The sequence below is a fragment of the Nostoc sp. PCC 7107 genome, from assembly GCF_000316625.1.
Taxonomy (GTDB): domain Bacteria; phylum Cyanobacteriota; class Cyanobacteriia; order Cyanobacteriales; family Nostocaceae; genus Nostoc_B.
On sequence record NC_019676.1, the window covers coordinates 408,584 to 429,862 of the forward strand.

Sequence of the window (21,279 nt, forward strand, 5' to 3'; positions counted from 1 at the left end):
GCATATACAATTTTTCCTATAAAAATATTCACAAATGGCACTCCAATCTTTAGCAGAAAGCCCAATTGTTGCCTTTACTATTCTCCTAACAGTAATTTTTACTGTACCGCCAATATTTGAAAAATTGCGGTTGCCTGGATTAGTGGGTTTGCTAGTAGCAGGTGTTATTCTAGGAGAAAATGGCTTAAAGTTACTCAATTCAGAATCAGACACAATCAAACTGCTATCGGATATTGGGAAAATTTATTTGATGTTCGTAGCAGGTTTAGAAATTGATTTAGAGCAGTTTCGCAAAACTAAAAATCGCTCAATTGGATTTGGTACTTTAACTTTTTTAGTTCCATTAATAGCTGGAATCTGTGTCGGTCGTTTATTCAATTTTAGTTGGAATGCTTCTTTTTTAATTGGTTCTTTGTTGGCTTCCCATACTTTGTTAGCATATCCAATTGTGAGTCGTTTGGGAGTGGTCACAAATGAAGCTGTGACTGTCACAATTGGGGCAACAATTTTTACTGATACGGGTGCTTTGTTAGTATTAGCAATTTGTGTGGGCATTCATGAAGGGGAGTTTTCTGCCCTGAGTTTAGCTACTTTATTGGGAGGATTAGCAATTTATTCTCTTGTGGTTTTGTTTGGTTTTGACTGGGCAGGAAAGGAATTTTTTCGGCGTTCTGGAGATGAGCAAAGTAACCAGTTCTTATTTATTTTACTAGCATTATTTTTGGCTTCGGTTGGAGCGCAGGTTATTGGGGTTGAGAAAATTGTTGGGGCATTTTTGGCGGGTTTAGCTGTTAATGATGTTTTAGGACGTAGCCCAGTTAAAGAAAAAATTGAATTTATTGGTAGTGTTTTATTTATCCCATGTTTCTTTGTGGATATGGGATTGTTAATTAATATTCCCGCATTCCTCAAAACTCTCAGTTCGGTTTGGCTGACGGTGGTAATTGTCGTAGCTTTGATTGGGAGTAAATTTATTGCGGCATTTTTAGCTAAATTATTTTACCGATACAATACCGCAGAAATGCTCACAATGTGGTCATTGTCTTTACCTCAAGTAGCCGCTACATTGGCGGCTGCATTAGTGGCTTATCAAACTGTTAATCCGGCTGGGGAAAGATTAATTAATGAAGGTGTTTTAAATAGTGTGATTGTGCTGATGCTGGTGACGGCTATTTTAGGGCCAGTGATTACTTCTAGGTTTGCGACTGCTTTACAAGTTAGTGAAGCAGATTTGGCTACGGATAGTCTATCAACTTGGTGGGAAAGTCATGAGCCTGAGATAGAAGAACAGCAAGAGCGATTCACTGTCGTTGTACCAATTTACAATCCGCAAACCCAGCGTTATTTAATAGAGATGGCTGCATTATTAGCGCGTCATGAATCGGGGAGAATTGTACCGTTAGCTATTACCAAAGCTCTGATTCAAATGGATGATCCGCAATTAGTGACAGCACTTGAACAAAGTCAAAAAAGATTGCAGTTGGCTAAAGAAATTAGCCAAGAATTTGATGTGGAAGTTGCGCCAGCAATTCGCATTGATGATGATGCGGCTTTGGGAATTAGTCGTGCTAGTCGGGAACGCAATGCTAATTTAGTGGTGATGGGTTGGTCGCAGACTACAGGCTTTCGCGCTCGTTTGTTTGGGAGTGTACTTGATAGTGTATTTTGGTCTGCACATTGTCCAGTAGCAGTTACACGTTTGTTAAGTAGTCCAACAACTATCCAAAGAATTCTTGTTCCGGTTGGTGATTTGACACGACAAACTATAGGCGCTGTTAGGTTCGCGCAAATTTTAGCTGATGTGAATCAGGCAGAGGTGGTATTGTTGCATGTGAGCGATCGCAAAACTCGCCCGGCTTTAGTGGAAAAATTTACATCGCAATTATCGGAAATTGTCACTAAAAGTCAGTTACAGGTAAAGACAAATATCCAGACTGTTAAAGGTGATGATATCGCTAGAGTAATTATTCGAGAAGCTCAGTCTTTTGATTTAGCTGTGTTACGTTCTGTTCGCTATCGCACAGCAGGTGGTTTGGCTGTTAGTCAAGTGACAACCCAAATCTTAAGAGAATTAAAATGCTCAATTGTGTTGTTAGGAGAACCCCATTCTTAATATCTTCAACACACATAGCACAATTCAGGCTTCGTTATGAGCGTCAGCCGAACGGAGCCAGGAGTCAGAATTCAGAAGTAACACAGTTTACAAAGGGACATTAGCAAAGTTAACTGTGTATGGTTCTTCTAAAGATTGCTGGGTGCTGGCTTTCACCGCTGCTAAATAGCGACGCAAGGCTGACAATTGTTGAGAATTGGGACGATAGCTGAGATTACCTTGCTTTTCAAATAAAGGTGCAGATGCGATCGCCTGATAATCTAAATTCTGAGATGAATTCTGGGTTAACCATGCTGACTCAGGTGGTGATGGTATCAAACCCGCAGGTAATTCTCCTTCTAAAAATGCCAATAATCTTTGCTGACAAATACTTGTATTAATTCCCCTTCCCTCAAACAATTGCAGCACTTCGTTAAATGACAAACTGCGCTCTGGTAACAACCGCAGCAATTCTGTAAATAGAAAATAGTCTGTATACTGTTGTCTTGGTTCTTCTAAAATTTGGGGATGCAAAGGTAACATCGCCAACCCCAATGCAACCCGACTGCAATTCGGTGCGCCATTTTCCCCTAAATACGCATCTTGCATAATCTTGGCGTTGGGGAGTTTTTGCTTGAGCCAATGATGCACAACTCCTAATGATGCAACTCCACCAGTCAAGATGGCTTGATTAATTGCTTCGGTGGGGATACCCCGCGCGACTAGCAATTTATTCAATTCGCGGTTCAGTCGCCGCACAAAGGGGACAAACACCTGATTTTCTAAGTCCCGTCGTTGTAGTTTCCACTGTTGGTCTGCCAAATCCAGAGTAAAATTTTCTTGGTGTTGCAAAATTAACTTTAACGCGAGGGCAGATTCTAAAGCAGCTTGTCCTAATATGGAACTTTCGAGGCGTTGTTGTAAGCGAATTCGCACACCGATATCTGGCTCTCCGGCTCGTGGTAAATCAAATTTGTCTAACCCCAAACTTTGCCACTGCATTTTGTCTATATCAGGAAATGCAGTTTGCCAATGCCAAGGATTACTAGTATTATTTTTACCATTCTCTGCAATATCTTTGCGTGATTGCCGATATTTTGGCGGAATCAACAACTGACAAATAATATCTTGTTCTATTCCCTTACTGGCATAAGGAAAACTGTGCAGCATAAAATCTTGATGCGCTAATTGCAGCAGATTTTCTGGAACATCAACCAAAGCCATTTCAGTAGCGGTTGCGCCAATATTAATCACCAAAGTATTGCCGAGCAATGGTTCTGTGGTTTGGACAGGCTGTAAACCAGTGCGATCGCTCACTTGAATGATTTCGCCGTGACTTTGATCGAATAAACTAATTAAACTGGCGATCGCTTCTTCTACAAAAAATACTTGCTGGGGATGTTGAATCAGTTTGCTCGTCAACAAAGCTTCCCGCACATTAAATCTATATTGTTCTGACCAACTAGAAGGACAAGTGCAGATGACACCAGCGATTTTACCAACAATTGTGTGGAAAGTCGGCTGATTAATCCCCACAGCCATAGCCACTAAACCTTGTGTGGTGCTTTGGCGATCAGATTTTAGCGTTAAAAGTAACTTCGAGAGCGATCGTACCACCCAAATCAATGGCCCTGCCGAAAACTCATTGAATTGCAGCACCGGTTCCCATTTTTGCTCTTCATTTTTGTAGGGAATCGCAACTTGTAAATAAGGCTTTAACTGTGCGGAACATTGGCTACTTTTGACATTAATTCCACCATTTGAAACTGAAGCATTCGGTAGATAAACTTCCGCAGGTAAACGAAATGAGTGTTGAAACGAATTCGCCCCTGGGATATTTTCAGCTGACCAGTAAATAGGATACACCACCGATTGGGAGCGATTTAACAAAGCCGCAGAAATACCCGTTGTTCCCAAATCAATACCTAAATACCATACTGAGTTATGCACATCGACAGTCAGTTCTATCTGGCTGGGAGAAATGGAACCAGTTGTGGCTTCCTTTTTTTTTTCGTTGGCGGGACTAAAGTTTAAATCAGCTTGTGTTTGTGGCAATGATATAGGTGCAACTGGTGGTACAGCCGGACGCGAAAAAGCCACATTTGGCGTATGGTCTACTGTTTGTGGATGAGGAAAAGTAATATCTGGTGGTTCGCTATCTGCCAGACTGTAGACATCCGCTGACTGATAATTGATCAACTCATCAAAATTAGCTAAATCTTGATTTAATTGCTGCAACTGTGATTCATTCAAAGAAATCTCCGGTAAATTTGCCGACTGTATTACCTCTGGCGCAAGCAAATTCTCCTGGGGGGAAGCTGCAATATATATATCTGATAAATTCTCCTGGGGTTCCACATCAGAGGTATATGCTATTTCTGAAGTTGGTTCATCTAAAGTCAATGCAATTTCTGCGGGAGACAAACCAGGCCATAAATTCTCTTCACTACTCGCCTCGGCGAACAGTTCACTTAAAGAAGTAATCGTATCACTATGCTCTGGCTGAACTGGAATATTTTCCCGCAGAGCAGGAGAATAACTGAGGGTGGTGCTGAATAATTCCGGCTCTTCCTCAAAAAATAACTCTTGTTGGAAATCTGATGATAAATCAATAAATTGCGGCGAATCAGTTGGTATGTTTAGCGGTGGAGTGTGACTCGGTTCAAACAACCCTGCATCAGACTGAGTAAATATCGACTCCGGTAAGCCAACATTCCCATCAAATAACGGTGTCAGAGGCGGGTAATCATGAGTATTTAATTTGGTAGAATTTTCTCTTGCATCTGGAGATGTTTCTGGTTCTTTTACAGGAGTGCTGAGAGGTGCGGTGTCAACAATATTTGCTGAAAAATCCGGTGTTGGTTCCTCTAGCGTAGGCTCAACACTCGGTTGATTCACCGAACTAATATTAAATAAACTAGCATAAAGTTGATCTACCTCATCAGTATCAGTTAATTCCAGATTCTGTGGTGCTGAGTCACTGAACATCTCAAAAAGTTCTGGGGGAGGAGTGACAGCTTCGGGAGTAGGTAGGAGTGATGGCGAACTTAATGGTTGTTGTGGAGTGTCATCCGCCAATTCATCCCAGTCCTCAAACCCTTCCAGTTCTGGGGGAGTTGTCGAACTATCCACAGCTTGAGTCACAATACCTGTTAGTTCTAACAGCATTGCATCCAAATCGTTAGCCGCCAAATCATCTGCAAATTCAACTTCTGGTTGTGGTAATTCTAATGCTGGATTTGTGGCTACTGTCTTGGTGATAGCGGGTGGGACAGTTTCTACAGTAACAGTATCTTCTTTTGTGGGGAATGGCGATCGCTTTGATGTTTCTTGAACCGTCGCCGCGGGAATTATGGCAGGAAGTTGTTGCAATTGCTGAGTCCAATTATTCAAGAAACTCACCAGCAACTGTTCCCCTTGCAAGCCTGTACTGTGCATTCTCGCCAGTGCTTGCGACAAGGATTCATGATAAGTATTAATATTGCGCTGTAGTGCATCAAAAACAACATTCACCGTTCCATCTAAAGACAGTAAACGTTGGTCTAATTCCTTCGCAAACTGAGTTAACCGTTCTACCTGCGTTGAAGATTCTAATGCAGACACACCCGTAGCAGCTGTTCGTTCTATACTGTTGTGCTGACTTGAACTAACAGCATTCAACTCATTCGCCTGATGCTCCTTGATATGCGGTGCGACAGTGGGAACAAGGCGACTCATTAGTACCTGTAAAAATTCCCCAATGATTTGCTCTTGATGGGATAACTGTTGACTTAAAGAGTAATTTTGCAGCCGCTTCTGTTCCAATTGCCTAATTTCCTGCATCAGAGTCGAGCGTTCTTGCAATAGCGCTGTTAATTCTGCTTGAAGTGGCTGAATTAATATCGCCAATTCACTTTTGAATTGGCTACTCAGAACATTATTTTCTGCTGACTCAGATGGAGATAACTCTCCTGAAGATTGATGATTAACTTGTTCAGCAAATTTCGCCAACAAAGGTGATGTTTGCATCTGTCCTGTTGGCTGAGGAATATAGCCTTGTAAATCCTCAGTTTCTTTTAAATTCACCAGAAAGTTGCGAACTCGTTCTAAAACTTCTCTGGCTTCTGGCGCTTGACCAGACAGCAGCTTCGGCAGTCGCTTACCATTGTTAGTGAGTAAGTTATCAATATCTGCGATCAGTTTTTGAATTTCATCAGCGCGGGAAGTCACTTTGAATTACCTTAGCTAGAACTGGATTTTAACTTGGGTGAGAAATTGACGCTTATCAAAGTTAAGAACGGTAGTAGCTGCCCCTCAGACTTCTGACGGCAATTTATGATCACTAGGCATCATGGTCATTAGCTGGAGTGCTAATTGAAGTACAAGGATACAAAAATATTCCCTAATTGTCAGCCAAGTTGGTTGACTAGGCATTTTGCTCTTTTACTCTACAGGCGATGTTACAGCTTCTCTGACTTCACAATCAAAAACATAAAAAAATGCAACAAATCGACCAGGAGTCTGGAAACAACTGGCATCTGATCACAGACACCACATCAACAAGGCAAATTCCCTCCACTTTACATCCAGATGCGCCATTAATCTAGCTAAGGAGTATAGGAATGGCAAGTTAACTAGAACACAAAAAATAATTTGGATGACCTACACACAAAGGTTATACCATTTTGGATTTTAGATTTTGTGGAAAGTTGAGCCAGTGCGTTGGACGGGTTCCCAGGCTTGAAGCAACTGGCGTTCGTTGCGTGCGGAGAAAACTTGCGTGCGCGGGTTCTCTCCGTTGAGCAAACTTTCCAAGACAGATTTTGGATTGGGGAATTGCTTAATGGTGAGCTTTTTAGCAATTTATATTGGTATTAGTGGGTGAAATTAGGACTGACAGGTGTAGGTTTTTGATGAGATGTCTGGGAAACTTGGTTTTAGGGTAGGAGTGTAGGGAATAATCAATTTTCCGCAGATTTTGCGTTAGCAAAAATTAACTAGTTTGAGTATCATTAATGTGGTTTGCCTATATTTTTAAGTAAATATTTTTGCAATGCAGCTAGGTTTTCAAATTTCTCCCAAAGGCACTTAGACATTACTTACACAAGTTTTACTCTATTTAAACTGCGTCAGTGAGACTGTTTTTACAAATGCTTTTATTGTGATTTTGTTTACTTGGCTGAACTCTGTATTGAAAAAAGTCTTAGCATTGATGGCTTAGGCTGAAATTAGCTCTGTTGTTTGTTTTGTGTGTAATACCTTTAATGAAGATGCCGTAATGGGAGACCGATATAGCTTGCAAGAAGAACCTATTCATCCGTGGATTAGAACCGCTCCCTTTTTTCAAGGGTTGCCCGAATCAGTTGTGGAAGCAGCCCTTATCCATCTTGTGACTCGAACACACCCAGCAAATCAAGTGATTTTGTTGGAAAATGACTGGGGTGGTTCTGTGTATTTTATCTTTGAGGGTTGGGTAAAAATCCGTACGTATAATTTGGAAGGTAAAGAAGTAACTCTGAATATTCTAGGTAAAGGCGAATTATTTGGTGAAATGGCAGCTTTGGATGAAGTGCCTCGTTCTACCGATGTGATTACTCTTACTCCTACAGTTATCGGCAGTCTGCCATCTCAAGATTTTGTTAAGTTACTCCAAATAGAACCCTTGGCAGGGGTAAGATTATCAAAGTTGATGGCTAGACGCTTGCGGCAAGTAAATCGTCGTCTGCGATTGCGAGAATCTGATAGTCAATCGCGGGTAGCAGATACTTTATTATTTTTAGCAGAAGGGCAAGGAAAGCGATCGCTCACAGGAACAGAAATTCCGAATTTGCCTCACCGAGAATTAAGTAGTTTAAGTGGGCTGGCGCGAGAAACTGTGACAAGAGTCTTGACTAGGTTAGAAAAAAAAGGGTTAATTCAGCGGGATCAAGATACTATTTCTATCCCCGATGTGTTAGCCCTGGAAAGATTGATTGTATAAAAAATTTTCAACATGAGTATTGTCGATTCTCTGCCGGAAGAGCCAGAGGAAAGCCCATCTTCTGAATCTCAACTTTCAAACCAAGAACAATTACAGCAAAATCACAGTCCCAATCATGCTGGGAACCATAGCCAATTACAATCTCCTCATTTAAAAGCTGTTGCACCTTTGAGGATGGTAGAAACGGCATTTTTAGCCAGTACTGCCAGCTTAATTTGGTTTATTAATTTTTATTTTCCTTTGGGGCCAGTGTTGCGGATATTTTTTTCTGTACCCATCGCTCTAGTTTACCTGCGCTGGGGACAAAGAGCCGCATGGATGGCCGCCGTTACCTCTGGCTTGTTGTTATCTGTACTGATGGGGCCTGTTCGCAGTCTCTTGTTTGTCATGCCTTATGCTTTTATGGGCGTACTCTTGGGCGCAACTTGGCATCGTCGCGTTCCTTGGATTGTGTCTATCACTTTAGCTGCGTTGTTAGGCACTTTGGGCTTCTTTTTTCGGATGTGGTTACTATCTATATTGTCCGGCGAAGACTTATGGATTTATTTAATTAACCAAGTTACAGAAATTACCGAGTGGATATTTCTCAAACTCGGATTATTAAACACTCCCAGTGTATTTTTGATTCAAGTTGGGGCTTTTGCCTTGGTTGTCATTAATAACTTTATTTATCTGTTTGTGGTACACCTAGCCGCATGGCTACTACTAGATCGTTTGGGCAATCCTATTCCCCGTCCGCCGCGTTGGGTGCAAGTCATGATGGATTATGAAGCTTAGAGAAGACAGGAGGCAGAAGTTCAGAGTTTTTTAACTATTGACTCTTGACTCTTGATTCTTAATTTATGATTAGTATTTATTCTCAAATAGAACAAGGTAAAGCCTGGATTAATAAATATCGTGGTAATTTACCTGTATTTGCCTGTGTGTTAGGTTTTACAGAAACTGCTTTGATTCCCGGAATTTCAGCGGCTGGAAGTACGCCAGAAGACCGCAAGTATACGGCTTGTGCAGATGCTGAATTTTTATACTACGGTGCAGAACATCAACCGCAGTATTCTTTACCACCACTCACAGCGGGAGCATCGCCTGTGTTAATTTCTCGCGCTGTGGTGGAAGCACTCAAAATTCCAGTTTATTTATTTAATGCAGGATTACCTCAGTTCCCGGCTGTACCAGCAATTGATTTGGGTGGTTCGTTAGCTCAGTGTGTAAGTACAGGTAAGGCGATGGAATTAGCCACAGTCAAACACTTGCTAGAACAAGGAATGATTTGGGGCGATCGCTTGGCGGCTGAAGTTCCACAAAGTTACGTCATTTTAAGTGAATGCGTTGTTGGTGGTACGACAACCGCTTTGGCTATTCTCACGGCGTTAGGAATAGATGCGATCGGCAAAGTCAACAGCAGTCACCCAATTTGTAACCATCAGCAAAAATGGCAAATAGTTCAGTCGGGATTACAAAAAATTCCGCATTCTTCCCATCCTCTAGAAATCGTGGCAGCCGTGGGTGATCCTATGCAAGTGGTAGTAGCGGGAATGGCGATCGCCGCTAGTCGTCGTTGTGGGGTAATATTGGCAGGTGGCACACAAATGCTGGCCGTTTACGCTTTAACTACGGCAATTTCTCAAGCACTTAACTTATTTTGGCAACCCACAGAAGTAATTGTCGGTACAACTCGCTGGGTAGCAGAAGATCCCACCGGTAAGACTGTTGATTTAGCCCTCAGCTTGGATAAAATCAGCAACACTCAAGGTACAAACCCACCTTTATTATCAACACAACTAAGTTTTGCCAATTCCCGTTATACCCAACTCCAAGCTTATGAGCAAGGTTTTGTCAAAGAAGGTGTGGGTGCTGGAGCCGCCTGCATTGCAGCCTATCTATACCAAAATTGGTCACAATCTCAACTTTTAGTAGCTATTGAAGACCAATTCCAGCGGCTGTGTCAATCTAAAGTTTAAAAAAAGAATTATACCGAGACACGTAGCCCGTTAGCGTAGCTGCACGAAGAGTCCTTACTTCAATCCCACTCTTTTAAGGGTGGGTTCCTCTGCTGAATTTATAAATAGGCTATGAGGGCAAGCATCTGTTTACTTTTACAGTAAGTTGTATCTCACCAATCTAGAATTGGTTATAGTTTTTACCTCATTATTTCTTTCTGCTGTTGATAGAGTTGTTTAAATTGCTGTTGTCGTTGTTTATGATCAACGATGGGTTCAGGGTAGCTAACAGCGCGGCGTTCTAGAGGTGTAATTTTACCCGTTACTAAATATTCATTATCAATAGACCGCAATTCTGGCAACCATCGGCGGATATATTCGCCATCTGGATCAAATTTTTGTGTTTGACTGGCTGGGTTAAAAATTCGCAAGGGTTTGGGATCCATCCCACTAGAAGCACTCCATTGCCAACCGCCATTATTAGCAGATAAATCACCGTCAATTAGCTTTTGCATAAAATATTTTTCGCCTAATTGCGGACTAATTAGCAAGTCTTTTGTCAGAAAACTAGCAACAATCATTCGACAACGGTTGTGCATCCAACCGCTTTGATTTAATTGGCGCATGGCTGCATCTACGATGGGGTAGCCTGTTTTGCCTTCGCACCAAGCTTGAAAGTGTGCGTCGTTAGTTTCCCAAGGAAAGTTTTTAAAGGCATCACGGTAAGCACCTTCAGCTAATTCGGGGAAACTATACATAGCGTGTTGATAAAATTCACGCCAAGCTAGTTCTTGCTGCCAGGTGCGGATACTAGTTGTTGTTTCTTCACTGCGGCTATTTTCTTGCGCTGCTACTGTAGCTTGCCAAACAGTGCGAATGCCAATTGCACCAAATTTCAACGCAGCACTTAATTGCGATGTTCCATCTGTCGCGGGAAAGTTGCGCTGTTCTTGGTATTCGGTAATGGTTTTATAGGTAAATTCTGCTAATCTCGCTTGGGCGGAGGCTTCCCCTGGTGAGAGAATTAAGTCACTATCCCAGATAAATCCTAAATCTTTGGCGGTTGGTAATGGAATTGCACCAGCGTTTTGGGCAATTTCTTGTTCGGCTGGTGTTAATCCTTCCACTGTTTGTAAGGTGGCTACTGGTGGCGCTTTTGGTTTGCTAGTCCAATTTTTCCAAAAGGGGGTGTACACAGTGTACGGTGTATTGCTACCTGTGCGAATTTCTGCGGGAGAGTGGAGGGTTTGATCCCAGTTTTCGCTGAGGAATTGAATGCCTTTTGCTTTGAGTGCATCAATTATATTGCGATCGCGTATTTGAGAATATGGTTCTACATCCCAATTCCAAAACACAGCTTTGGCATTTAAAGCTTCAGCTAAAGCGGGAATTACTTCCATCGCATCGGCATGGAGAATCAGAAGTTGGCTACCAATTTGAGCATATCGCTCCTGTAATGCCTGTAAGCAGCCAATCATATATGTTACTCTCACAGGCGCAATATCATCACGTTCAAGAATATTGCGATCTAGACAAAATACACCCACAACTTTTGGGCTTTGACTTCTTGCGGTAGCTAGTCCAGTATTGTCAGAAATGCGTAAGTCACGGCGATGCCAAAACAAAATTAACTCAGACATTCCCTACCTATTACAGTTCACTTGTACTATGCTAAATCCTAGCAGTAAGTAACCATTATGAACTACAAGTATGTATATAAGAGAGGATAGGGGCTAAAGGCTAGGGATAAGAAAGGAGAATTTTCTACTCAGCACTTTCAATTCAGGATGCTAAAAGATAAAATTTCACACTTCAGACTTTACACTTCTTCCGTCTCTTTCGGGTTAATTTCACACACTAGTTCATAGACTACTGTCTTTGGTGGCTCGACAAATAAAGGCATCATTTTTTTCAAAATGTGTTGGTAAACCTGATTTTGGTTAGCTTCCATATCTTCTACACTCTCCCAAAAAATTATAGATATGCCTCTGTCAGTTCCTGGTTCTTGTAACAGATAAGCTCCTTTGAAACCTGTTGTATAGGTTAATACAGCTTCTTCATAAAGTTGTTTGGCAGTTTCAAATTTACCAGGCTTGAATTCGCCTATTGCTACATGAGTAAATTTATGTCTGAGAAAGTCTTGAAAATCCATAAAATTTCTCTCCGTATATTCAAGTTTATTCCAGCTTAAAATTGTAAATCATTTTACGATTTATTGTTATTTTTAGTTTTTTATCTGAAGAACTAAAATATCACCATAGAGTGCCTTAATAACAAAAATAAGTAAAACTTAAAGTTTACTGTATTTCATTTCAATCTGGCTTTTACCTGCCTTTTTGGTAATTAAATTCTCAACACTTGTCGCAATGGCTTAATTTTTGTTAATTAAGCAGTGAGTTAAAAAATTTAATATTCTCCAGAGATTTATTACATAAAAGATTGTGTATCTTTTAAAACTCAATTACTGAATATTTTATTTAAAAAATGCCATAAAACAATGGCTATTGATAAGTTTAATAGTTTAAACCAAAGAATAAAAAGTTACATTTGTGGGATACCAAGCTGTATGAAGCTCACAATTCAGACAATTTATTTTTGACTCAATAGATCATCTATCTAGCATTTGACCATAGAATGAGTTTGACTACCCTCAAATTAGCTCAATAGTCTGACACTACATATCAATCGAATCTGGAAGCTATATCTACATTATCATTAAGAAAAAAATGCCATTTTTGCATTCAAAATTGCATAATACGTTATTAAATTTAAATAAATGATATTTAACTCTTATTTGCTATAGGTTGCATTCTCTATCTTGCTCTGTAGTTAAAAACATAAATTTACTTGATGAATTAACTATGCCATTACAAAATCAGCTAATTAATTGGCCGAACTTATATCATCTAATTAATCATGATCCTTTAACGATTAACCCTGATAGTTATCTAGTCGATGCTATTATCTTGATGAGCCAGAAACAAGCTCAAAGTCTGTCGCTGTCTAGCTTAGATAGATATTTTAAGACTGATATCTGTAATCAGCAAAAAAATAGTTGTATCTTAGTTGTAGAAGCAGGTTATCTATTAGGGATAATTACGGCGAAAGATGTATTAAATATCATTGCAGCCGGAGTTAATATCACCCAAACAAAAGTGGCGGAGGTGATGGTAACAGCATTAATTACTCTCAGACAAAGTTATGCAACAGATATATTTACAGCTTGGTCATTGTTACGTCACTATCAAATTAGTTATTTGCCAATTGTAGATAACCAGGGCAAATTGACAGGTATTGTCACTGATAGTATTTTATTACAAGCTTTTAACCGTGACATAATAGTTGGTATCAAAACAGCCTGCCAACAAACAAAAAAGAATTATCGCAAAATCAATGGCATAAGTTGTTCTATTCACCATCATCTCCAGCCAGGAATAGAACAAAAATCATCCACATTTCTATCAACTCATCAAGAATTTCCAGAAACTCGTAAAAAACTTCAGATGGTAGAAGAAAAACTGCACCAAACTCAGGATGAGTTAGAAAAACTGGTGGCAGAAAACCAGCGTTTGCAGCAGAAAATATTTGAATACCAACAGGCTGAGATAGCTTGGCAAAATAGAGAGAAACTTTATTGTCAACAAAAAGAAGAATCATTGCGTGAGAGTGAAGCCAGACTCAGTTTAGCTTTAGAAGCTGCTGATATGGGCATTTGGGACTGGAAGCTTCAAACGGATGAAACCCTTTGGTCAGCCAACATGGGATTACTGTATGGTTTAGCTGACGGGACTGCGTGTCCAACAAAGGAAGACTTTTTGGAGTTAATTCATCCTGAAGATCGGCAAGCTTTTACTCAAGCTGTGACTGCGACTATTCAACAAGGTGTGAAATTTGTCGTTGAATATCGTGCTGTTTGGCCAGATAGCAGCATTCACTGGCTCAATTCTACAGGCCAACTCTACTACAACGAAGATGGTCAGCCAAGTAGGTTAACTGGGACAACTAGAGATATTAGCGAACAGCAAGCTGCACTTCGTGAACGCAAACAAGCCGAACAGAAAATTCTCGAACAAGCAGCTTTGCTGGATATTGTCACAGATGCAATTGTCGTGCGCGATTTGCAAAATCGGATTCTTTTTTGGAATCAAGGTGCTGAACATCTTTATGGTTGGTCGGAACAAGAAGCAGTAGACCAAAACGCCGATGAACTTTTATTTAAACAACCCTCAGCAAAAATCTTGGCGGCGATAGAAAAAGTAATTGATAGTGGTACTTGGCAAGGTGAATTACATAAAGTTACCAAATTTGGCACAGAAATTATTGTCGCTAGTCGCTGGACACTGATGCAGGATAGTACAGGAAAACCTCAATCTATTTTGATTGTTGACACTGATATTACCCAAAAAAAACAATTAGAAGAACAGTGTTTCCGCACGCAAAGATTAGAAAGTCTTGGGACTCTAGCTGGTGGGATTGCCCATGATTTGAACAATATTTTGACCCCAATTTTAGCTGCGTCTCAACTATTGCAACTCAAATTTTCCCAAGACACAGATCACTATTATCAGCTAATGGCAATTATTGAAAATAATGCCAAACGTGGGGCAGATTTGGTAAAACAAGTATTATCGTTTGCGCGAGGATTTAAAGGAGAACGCACAATTATTTTGATTAAGCACTTAATTTCGGAAATGCTGCTAATTGCCAAACAGACATTCCCGAAATCTATCGAATTTGCGATCGCCATCCCCGATAATCTGTTAGCTGTTTCTGGAGATGTTACCCAGCTGCATCAGGTGCTAATGAATTTGGTAGTTAATGCCCGTGATGCCATGCCAGATGGCGGTAAAATTGCCATCTCCGCAGAAAATAGATTGATTGATGAAGCCTACGCCCAAATGAATTTGGATGCTCAAGCCGGGCATTACATTGAGCTAACTGTAGCGGATAATGGTATGGGGATGTCGCCAGAAATATTAGATAGAATTTTCGAGCCATTTTTTACGACCAAAGATATGGGGACAGGGACAGGGTTAGGTCTGTCAACAGTGCTAGGCATTATTAAAAGTCATGGTGGCTTTATTAATGTATCTAGCAAAGTCGGTAAAGGCACGAAATTTAAGTTGTTCTTACCAGCCATAGAAGGCCGTCAAGTAATAAAATCCGAAAACTTAGTTGTACCTTTAGGGGAAGGAGAATTAATTTTAGTTGTTGATGATGAAGCAAAAATTTTGGAAATTGCAACTATCGTCTTGGAAAACTACAACTATAAAATTCTGACGGCTAGTAATGGGATTGAAGCGATCGCACTTTATGCCCAACATAAACATCAAATCAAAGCTGTGTTGATGGATATGATTATGCCGGAAATGGATGGAATGACTGCTATACGCACTCTACAAAAAATGAATCCTCAAGTGCAAATTATTGCTTGTAGTGGGTTTAATCACCAGGAAAACTTGACAGAAGTTGTCAATGCCAATATTCAGTTAGTTTTGCCAAAACCTTTTACTGCCCAAGATTTATTGAACAGTTTGCAGCACGTATTGAGAAACCAAAATTAGGTTTTTTTGTAGATATAGCAATCCTAAATGAGTCGTGAAAAACATAGATATGGAAACGAACCGCCAAGGACGCAAAGGTAAGAAAGAAGGAAAAGATATAAAAAATTTACAAATGATTTAGGACTGCTATAGAAGTTGGAGTTTTTGGAAAATCTCAGGCGAACTGTTATTAACCCCTACCTTTCTAGTTCAAAAATCACATAGAATTCTAAATAATATAACTACCTATTACTCAATAAATCAGATGGCTAAAGAAATAGAACGGAAATTTTTAGTTAAAGGCGATGGTTGGAGAAACCTGGGGGTAGGTAGTGTCTATCGTCAAGGATATATTGCTACTCAAAAAGCAGTGACAGTGAGGGTGCGGATTGCTAACAGCCGAGGTTATTTAACGATTAAAAGCCCTAGTGTAAATTATTCGCGGGCTGAATTTGAGTACGAAGTTCCCCTGGCTGATGCTCAAGAAATGTTGGATACATTATGCGATCGCCCATTAATTGAAAAAGTGCGATATAAGGTAAAATTGGGTGATTTAACTTGGGAAATTGACGAGTTTGATGGTGACAATAAAGGATTGATAGTGGCAGAAGTTGAACTGAGCAATGAAAAACAACAAATTGAACTACCAGAATGGATTGGTGAAGAAGTTTCTCATGAAAGTAGGTATTTCAATAGTAATTTAGCAAGATTTCCCTTTTCAAAATGGTAAATTTCATCCTGTTGAGGGTTAACAAAAGAAATTATTTAATTAGCTCCTCTAAAGATGGGAACAGCATTTTCTCTGCTTGATTGCGATCGCCACATTCTGCTGTTGGTAAATTACACATACAAGCAGCATTCGTAATGTCGGTAATTTGACCGCGCAAGCATTGAACACTCTGAATTAATAGATAAGCCGCAAAACAAGCAATCAGTACCGCTACTAATAAACTGATGACTCCATCCGCCCATGTCCAATTTAACCAAATAACTGCGATCGCCGCTAACACCGCACCAACGGAACTGGCGACATCAGCCAACAGATGTAGAAAAGCACCTCTGATATTTAGGTCTTGATGACTGCATCCATGTAGATAAAAAGCGTTAAAGCTGTTAATTCCCAAGCCAATCAAGGCGGTTGTCAACATGGGTAAACCCAGAATCTCAATATCGGGAGATTGCAGCCTTACCAAAGCTTCTTTGATAATCCAGCCAGCAACACAAGCTAAACTGATCCCATTTACCAAAGCTGCCAAAATATCTAATCGATAGCGTCCAAATATATTGTGTTTGGATATGGATTGAGATAGCCAGGATGCAGTTAGTGCTAAACCCAACGCTCCTACATCCGTGAGAATGTGTTCAGCGTCTGCTAATAGAGACAAACTGTGGCTCCAAATTCCTACACTCAATTCCACACAAAAAAAGACACTGAGTAAAACTAAAGCAGTCCACAAAGCCTGAAATTTTTGCTTTACCTGGCTTGATTGCATTAAATCTGACCTGATACACCTACTGGAGTTTATCTCCAATAATAAGCTATAGCAGAAGGCAGAGAGCAGCGCGTTGCGGGGGTTCCCCCCGTTGTAGCGACTGCGGAGAGGCAGGAGGAAAAGTTTTACTATTCCTGGCATTCAAGCTTTCAAGTTCTCCTAACATATCTGACTACTGCTATATCAGTCACATACTCCCCGACTGAAAGCATCATTCTCAGATACCTTAATACCTGGATATGTTCCCATTTAATGTACCAGTATCAAGGTTAAGGGTTGAGTAAATCAGATTTAATGAAGGGTAAACGCTAGTAAAAACTTGTAGAGTTTATGTAATAATTATTATCATTATCATAAAATGTGGCGATCGCATCAATTAAGCTTGAGAAAATCGCCACATCACAAAAAATTAGCCAAATATTTTGACTAAGTTGAGAAAATACACAGTTGCTTATCTGTCATAACGATCATTTCGATCATTTCGGTTATATCTGTCGTCTCTGTCATATCTGTCGTTTCTGTCATATCTGTCGTTTCGGTTATATCTGTCATTTCGGTCATAGCGATCGTTTCTGTCATTTCTGTCGTTTCTGTTATTGCCAACTGCAAACTCAGCGCGGCAACCATTTCGCACCCAAACCCGATTTCCTCTAAAACCCCAATTGTCCCGACAACTGGCGTTAGACAATTGCCTCACAAATCTGACTCTACCTCTACCGGGTACAGAACAAGTATTTCGCTGATTATTCTGGCTGGCACAAGTTATAATCTCCTGGGCTGAAGCCGGGGTGGCAAAGCCTAAAAGTGTCCCGATGCTAACGCTGGCAGCCATAAAGGTAGCTGCAATGATAGGAAAACGTATAACCATATCAACTATTAAACTTCTTCAAGAGCTTTCAACAAGAACTATAGTCATTGTAGCGAATTCCATTAATAGGCAATTGTGCTATAAAAGTTAGCTGCAAAGAATATTTGCATTCTGAAAAGCAGAAACTTTGCTAGGTAGGTATCAGTCTATATCTAAGCATTAAATATTATTAATTACATTTAAGCAGCAACACTTTTTTCTAAATTAATAGTTATCTTGAACCTGACAGCAAAGTATATTTGTGCTGCTGAGATATTTTAGCTTGTTCAAATTTAGCGGAGATATTATAAAAGGTATTTTGAAAAATAGCAGGTCAATTTGATTGAGATTTATGTAGAATTATTTGCCCCTATTCTGGAATAAAATACCAAATTTAATATTTTGCTGCGGTGTTAAATATAAATAAAAAATTATCAAATGAGGAGTCTGCGATGGAACCGCTTGACCTGAAATGGATACGTAGCCAGTTTCCAGCATTAACGCAAAAAATCAACGGTCAACCTGCTATTTTCTTCGACGGGCCAGGTGGTACTCAAGTACCTGGGGCGGTATTAGATGCGATGAATGACTATCTGGTGAGGTCAAATGCCAATGCTCATGGGTATTTTGCCACCAGTGCGCGTACAGATGCTACCATAGCCTCTGCTCGTGCAGCGATCGCCGATTTTCTGGGATGTCACAGCGATGAGGTGGTATTTGGTGCAAATATGACCACCCTCACCTTTGCTTTCAGTCGGGCAATTGGTAGAGAATTACACCCAGGTGATGAAATTATTGTGACGCGGCTAGATCATTACGCGAATGTTTCTTCTTGGTATGCCTTAGAAGAACAAGGTGCAACTATTCGCGTTGTGGATATTAATGTGGAAGATTGCACTCTAGATATGAATGAATTAGAACGGTTAATTAACCCAAAAACGCGGTTAGTTGCCGTTACTTATGCTTCTAACGCTGTGGGTACAATTAATGATATTGCCGCGATCGCACGTTTGGCTCATGCTGTTGGTGCTTGGGTATTTGTTGATGCAGTCCACTATGCCCCCCATGCACCAATTAATGTACATAGCTTAGATTGCGACTTTCTGGCTTGTTCGGCTTATAAATTCTTTGCCCCCCACGTTGGCATTTTGTACGGAAAAAGAGAACATTTAGAACGGTTGCAACCCTATAAGGTGAAACCTGCACCAGATGAAGTCCCGTCACGTTGGGAAACCGGAACTCTCAATCATGAAGGTTTAGCCGGAGTAGTCGCGGCGATTAACTATTTAACTAAACTTGGTTGTCATGTTTCGCCTGCAATTGATAACGAACTAGTTGCGGCTTTGATTGAAGCTGACAAAGAAGGATTACAAACATTTAGTTGTCCCCGCTTCCTCAAATCATCAGAACAACCAAGTATTACCTCGGCTTATCACAGTCGGCGTGCAGCTTTAGTTACAGCTATGTCCGCCATTCAGCAATACGAACGCGAACTGAGTCACAAATTAATTTCTGGACTGTTAGAAATTCCTGGGTTAAGCTGCTATGGCATCACTGATATAACTCGTTTTGCTTGGCGAACACCAACAGTAGGTGTAAGACTAGCTAATAAAACGCCTGAAAGTATCGCTAAAGCATTAGGCGATCGCGGTATTTTTACATGGCATGGTCATTTCTATGCGCTAGGTTTAATAGAGAGATTAGGTGTAGAAGCTAGTGGCGGCTTACTGCGAATTGGATTAGCGCACTACAACACCGTCGAAGAAATTCATCAGTTGTTGTATATGTTGCATGAAATAGCAGCGCTTCCTGATGATTAATTCTTCTTTGAAATATGCGGGGTTATTGCAACCCCGTGAGGCTTTATGGAAAATTACATAAAATATTACGATTTAGTATTATTAGATGCTTTGGTAATTGACCCCAGTCAATCACTGAATGGTCGGTTTGATATTGCTATCCGCGATGGTAAAATTGCCGCTATTTCTCAACAGTTAAAAACTTATAAATCTAAGTTAAAGTTTGCGGCGGGTAATTATTTAATCTGTCCTGGGTTTATTGATTTACACGTTCATGTTTATGAATGGAAGACAAATTTTGGTGTACCTGCGGATGATGTGGGAATTAATGCCGGGGTGACAACAATTGTTGACCAAGGTAGTAGTAGTCCGTTTACATTTTCTGAATTTAAATCAGATATTGTTGAGAAATCACAAACAGATGTCCGAAGTTTTCTGTTAGTTAATCATGCAGCTACCCAAACTATCGGTAACATCGTTTCCGGCTTAGAAAATCCTGAAAAAATAGATAGAGAAACCTTAATCAAAGTAGCACAAGCAAATCCAGAGATTGTTCGTGGCTTTAAAGTCCACGCTGATTCCGGCTCAATTTCACGCTGGGGAATGGGCGTACTTAAGTTAGCTAGAGAAGTAGGCGATCGCACTAATTTACCTTTATATGTTCACACAGGCGAATTATTTCCGGTAGACGAAACTAATCGCCCCAACCCAGAAAAGGTAGTAGAAAATGCGCTGTCATACATGAAAGCCGGAGATATTCTCGGTCACTGCTATAGTTGTCAACCAGATGGGTTAATGGGAAACCGTACTCAAGTCCCAGAATGGTTATTTGCAGCAATTGAGCGAGGCATATTATTAGATTTAGGACACGGACTAAAATTTAGCTTTGAAACTGCACGGCGAATGATAGCGCAAGGCGTTTTACCCCACACTATTAGCAGTGATGCTCACGGTAATTTTAAACAGATGCACGATGATTCAACGCTGAATTATAGTTTATGTGGGGGAATTTCTAAACTCTTAGCGTTGGGCTTAAATTTAGCAGATGCGATCGCTGCTGTCACCATCAACCCTTCCCGCGTATTAAAAGCCGAAGCAGAACTTGGCACGTTAAAAGTTGGTTCCATTGCAGATATCACAATTCTCAAGTTAGTAGAGGGTGATTGGTTATTTGTTGACGCTTTAGAACAGCCATTAAAAGCTAAACACAAACTAATTCCCATTGGGGTGATACGTTCAGGAGAGTTAATTCAACCTAATTGTCGCTTGTTACGAGACTTAGTGGCGATCGCTTGACTTTCAAGATAGTTGCTAAATCTCTACGATATCACCGCACTCAACCAATCATTTTCTTAACTGCAATTCAATTGCATCGACTCACAATTGAATTGTTTTGACTCACAATTTGATTGTATTGCCCCACAATTGAATTGCATCAACTCGCAATTTGATTGCATCTCCCCGCAATTGAATTGCATTGCTCCGTTGTTAGCGATGAAAGCAATGCAAAAGCTTTTATCGTTTAATGTCTTCACCCCTACACATTTCTACAGTTATACCAATTTAAAAAATGATTGCGACAAATGGATTTCTGAAAAGCTTACCA

General features: G+C 40.3%; 13 protein-coding genes. 8 read left to right on the top strand and 5 right to left on the bottom strand.

Going from position 1 to position 21,279, the window contains the following annotated elements; all coding sequences use genetic code 11:
* Positions 1-34 precede the first annotated feature (34 nt).
* Positions 35-2,113, top strand: a complete 2,079-nt coding sequence (locus NOS7107_RS01790) for a cation:proton antiporter (protein WP_015111279.1) — start codon at positions 35-37, stop codon at positions 2,111-2,113.
* Between the two features lie 87 nt (positions 2,114-2,200).
* On the opposite strand, the gene NOS7107_RS01795 is transcribed toward NOS7107_RS01790, so the two are convergent.
* Complete coding sequence (locus NOS7107_RS01795; protein WP_015111280.1) at positions 2,201-6,301, bottom strand: hypothetical protein; 4,101 nt, start codon at positions 6,299-6,301, stop codon at positions 2,201-2,203.
* 1,048 nt (positions 6,302-7,349) lie between these two features.
* Here NOS7107_RS01795 and NOS7107_RS01800 point away from each other — a divergent pair.
* The 3 genes from NOS7107_RS01800 (at position 7,350) to cobT (ending at position 10,012) form a co-directional block, all read left to right on the top strand.
* Positions 7,350-8,051, top strand: coding sequence for a Crp/Fnr family transcriptional regulator (locus NOS7107_RS01800; protein WP_015111281.1), 702 nt, complete (start codon positions 7,350-7,352; stop codon positions 8,049-8,051).
* A gap of 12 nt (positions 8,052-8,063) precedes the next feature.
* Positions 8,064-8,828: a DUF2232 domain-containing protein gene (locus NOS7107_RS01805; protein WP_015111282.1), complete on the top strand. Its 765-nt coding sequence runs from the start codon at positions 8,064-8,066 to the stop codon at positions 8,826-8,828.
* A gap of 65 nt (positions 8,829-8,893) precedes the next feature.
* Positions 8,894-10,012: a nicotinate mononucleotide-dependent phosphoribosyltransferase CobT gene (gene cobT / locus NOS7107_RS01810; protein ID WP_015111283.1), complete on the top strand. Its 1,119-nt coding sequence runs from the start codon at positions 8,894-8,896 to the stop codon at positions 10,010-10,012.
* 179 nt (positions 10,013-10,191) lie between these two features.
* On the opposite strand, the gene NOS7107_RS01815 is transcribed toward cobT, so the two are convergent.
* Positions 10,192-11,631, bottom strand: coding sequence for a deoxyribodipyrimidine photo-lyase, 8-HDF type (locus tag NOS7107_RS01815; RefSeq protein WP_015111284.1), 1,440 nt, complete (start codon positions 11,629-11,631; stop codon positions 10,192-10,194).
* A gap of 179 nt (positions 11,632-11,810) precedes the next feature.
* Positions 11,811-12,143, bottom strand: a complete 333-nt coding sequence (locus NOS7107_RS01820; protein ID WP_015111285.1) for a hypothetical protein — start codon at positions 12,141-12,143, stop codon at positions 11,811-11,813.
* A 709-nt stretch (positions 12,144-12,852) separates the two neighbouring features.
* Between NOS7107_RS01820 and NOS7107_RS01825 the strand changes: the two genes are divergently transcribed.
* Both NOS7107_RS01825 and NOS7107_RS01830 read left to right on the top strand, forming a co-directional pair.
* Positions 12,853-15,555 (top strand): PAS domain S-box protein, encoded by a 2,703-nt coding sequence (locus NOS7107_RS01825; RefSeq protein WP_015111286.1) that lies wholly within the window; start codon positions 12,853-12,855, stop codon positions 15,553-15,555.
* Between the two features lie 244 nt (positions 15,556-15,799).
* The gene (locus NOS7107_RS01830; protein WP_015111287.1) at positions 15,800-16,264 is read left to right on the top strand and encodes a CYTH domain-containing protein; all 465 of its coding nucleotides are present in this window, start codon (positions 15,800-15,802) and stop codon (positions 16,262-16,264) included.
* A 31-nt stretch (positions 16,265-16,295) separates the two neighbouring features.
* On the opposite strand, the gene NOS7107_RS01835 is transcribed toward NOS7107_RS01830, so the two are convergent.
* Together NOS7107_RS01835 and NOS7107_RS27505 are read right to left on the bottom strand one after the other, a co-directional pair.
* Positions 16,296-17,027, bottom strand: coding sequence for a cation diffusion facilitator family transporter (locus tag NOS7107_RS01835; RefSeq protein WP_015111288.1), 732 nt, complete (start codon positions 17,025-17,027; stop codon positions 16,296-16,298).
* Between the two features lie 451 nt (positions 17,028-17,478).
* Positions 17,479-17,895 carry a DUF3011 domain-containing protein gene (locus tag NOS7107_RS27505; protein WP_083889648.1) on the bottom strand — a complete coding sequence of 139 codons (417 nt, stop codon included), beginning with the start codon at positions 17,893-17,895 and terminating at the stop codon, positions 17,479-17,481.
* Positions 17,896-18,326: 431 nt separating this feature from the next.
* Here NOS7107_RS27505 and NOS7107_RS01845 point away from each other — a divergent pair, with 431 nt between their 5' ends.
* Positions 18,327-19,694, top strand: a complete 1,368-nt coding sequence (locus NOS7107_RS01845) for a cysteine desulfurase-like protein (RefSeq protein WP_015111290.1) — start codon at positions 18,327-18,329, stop codon at positions 19,692-19,694.
* 45 nt (positions 19,695-19,739) lie between these two features.
* Positions 19,740-20,969, top strand: coding sequence for an amidohydrolase/deacetylase family metallohydrolase (locus NOS7107_RS01850; protein ID WP_015111291.1), 1,230 nt, complete (start codon positions 19,740-19,742; stop codon positions 20,967-20,969).
* Positions 20,970-21,279: the final 310 nt, after the last annotated feature.

Coding starts and splice junctions, on each gene's coding strand:
- cobT (WP_015111283.1), top strand. CDS start 8,894: ATGATTAGTATTTATTCTCAAATAGAACAAGGTAAAGCCTGGATTAAT.
- NOS7107_RS01800 (WP_015111281.1), top strand. CDS start 7,350: ATGGGAGACCGATATAGCTTGCAAGAAGAACCTATTCATCCGTGGATT.
- NOS7107_RS01850 (WP_015111291.1), top strand. CDS start 19,740: ATGGAAAATTACATAAAATATTACGATTTAGTATTATTAGATGCTTTG.
- NOS7107_RS01845 (WP_015111290.1), top strand. CDS start 18,327: ATGGAACCGCTTGACCTGAAATGGATACGTAGCCAGTTTCCAGCATTA.
- NOS7107_RS01830 (WP_015111287.1), top strand. CDS start 15,800: ATGGCTAAAGAAATAGAACGGAAATTTTTAGTTAAAGGCGATGGTTGG.
- NOS7107_RS01805 (WP_015111282.1), top strand. CDS start 8,064: ATGAGTATTGTCGATTCTCTGCCGGAAGAGCCAGAGGAAAGCCCATCT.
- NOS7107_RS01820 (WP_015111285.1), bottom strand. CDS start 12,143: ATGGATTTTCAAGACTTTCTCAGACATAAATTTACTCATGTAGCAATA.
- NOS7107_RS27505 (WP_083889648.1), bottom strand. CDS start 17,895: ATGGTTATACGTTTTCCTATCATTGCAGCTACCTTTATGGCTGCCAGC.
- NOS7107_RS01790 (WP_015111279.1), top strand. CDS start 35: ATGGCACTCCAATCTTTAGCAGAAAGCCCAATTGTTGCCTTTACTATT.
- NOS7107_RS01825 (WP_015111286.1), top strand. CDS start 12,853: ATGCCATTACAAAATCAGCTAATTAATTGGCCGAACTTATATCATCTA.
- NOS7107_RS01835 (WP_015111288.1), bottom strand. CDS start 17,027: ATGCAATCAAGCCAGGTAAAGCAAAAATTTCAGGCTTTGTGGACTGCT.
- NOS7107_RS01815 (WP_015111284.1), bottom strand. CDS start 11,631: ATGTCTGAGTTAATTTTGTTTTGGCATCGCCGTGACTTACGCATTTCT.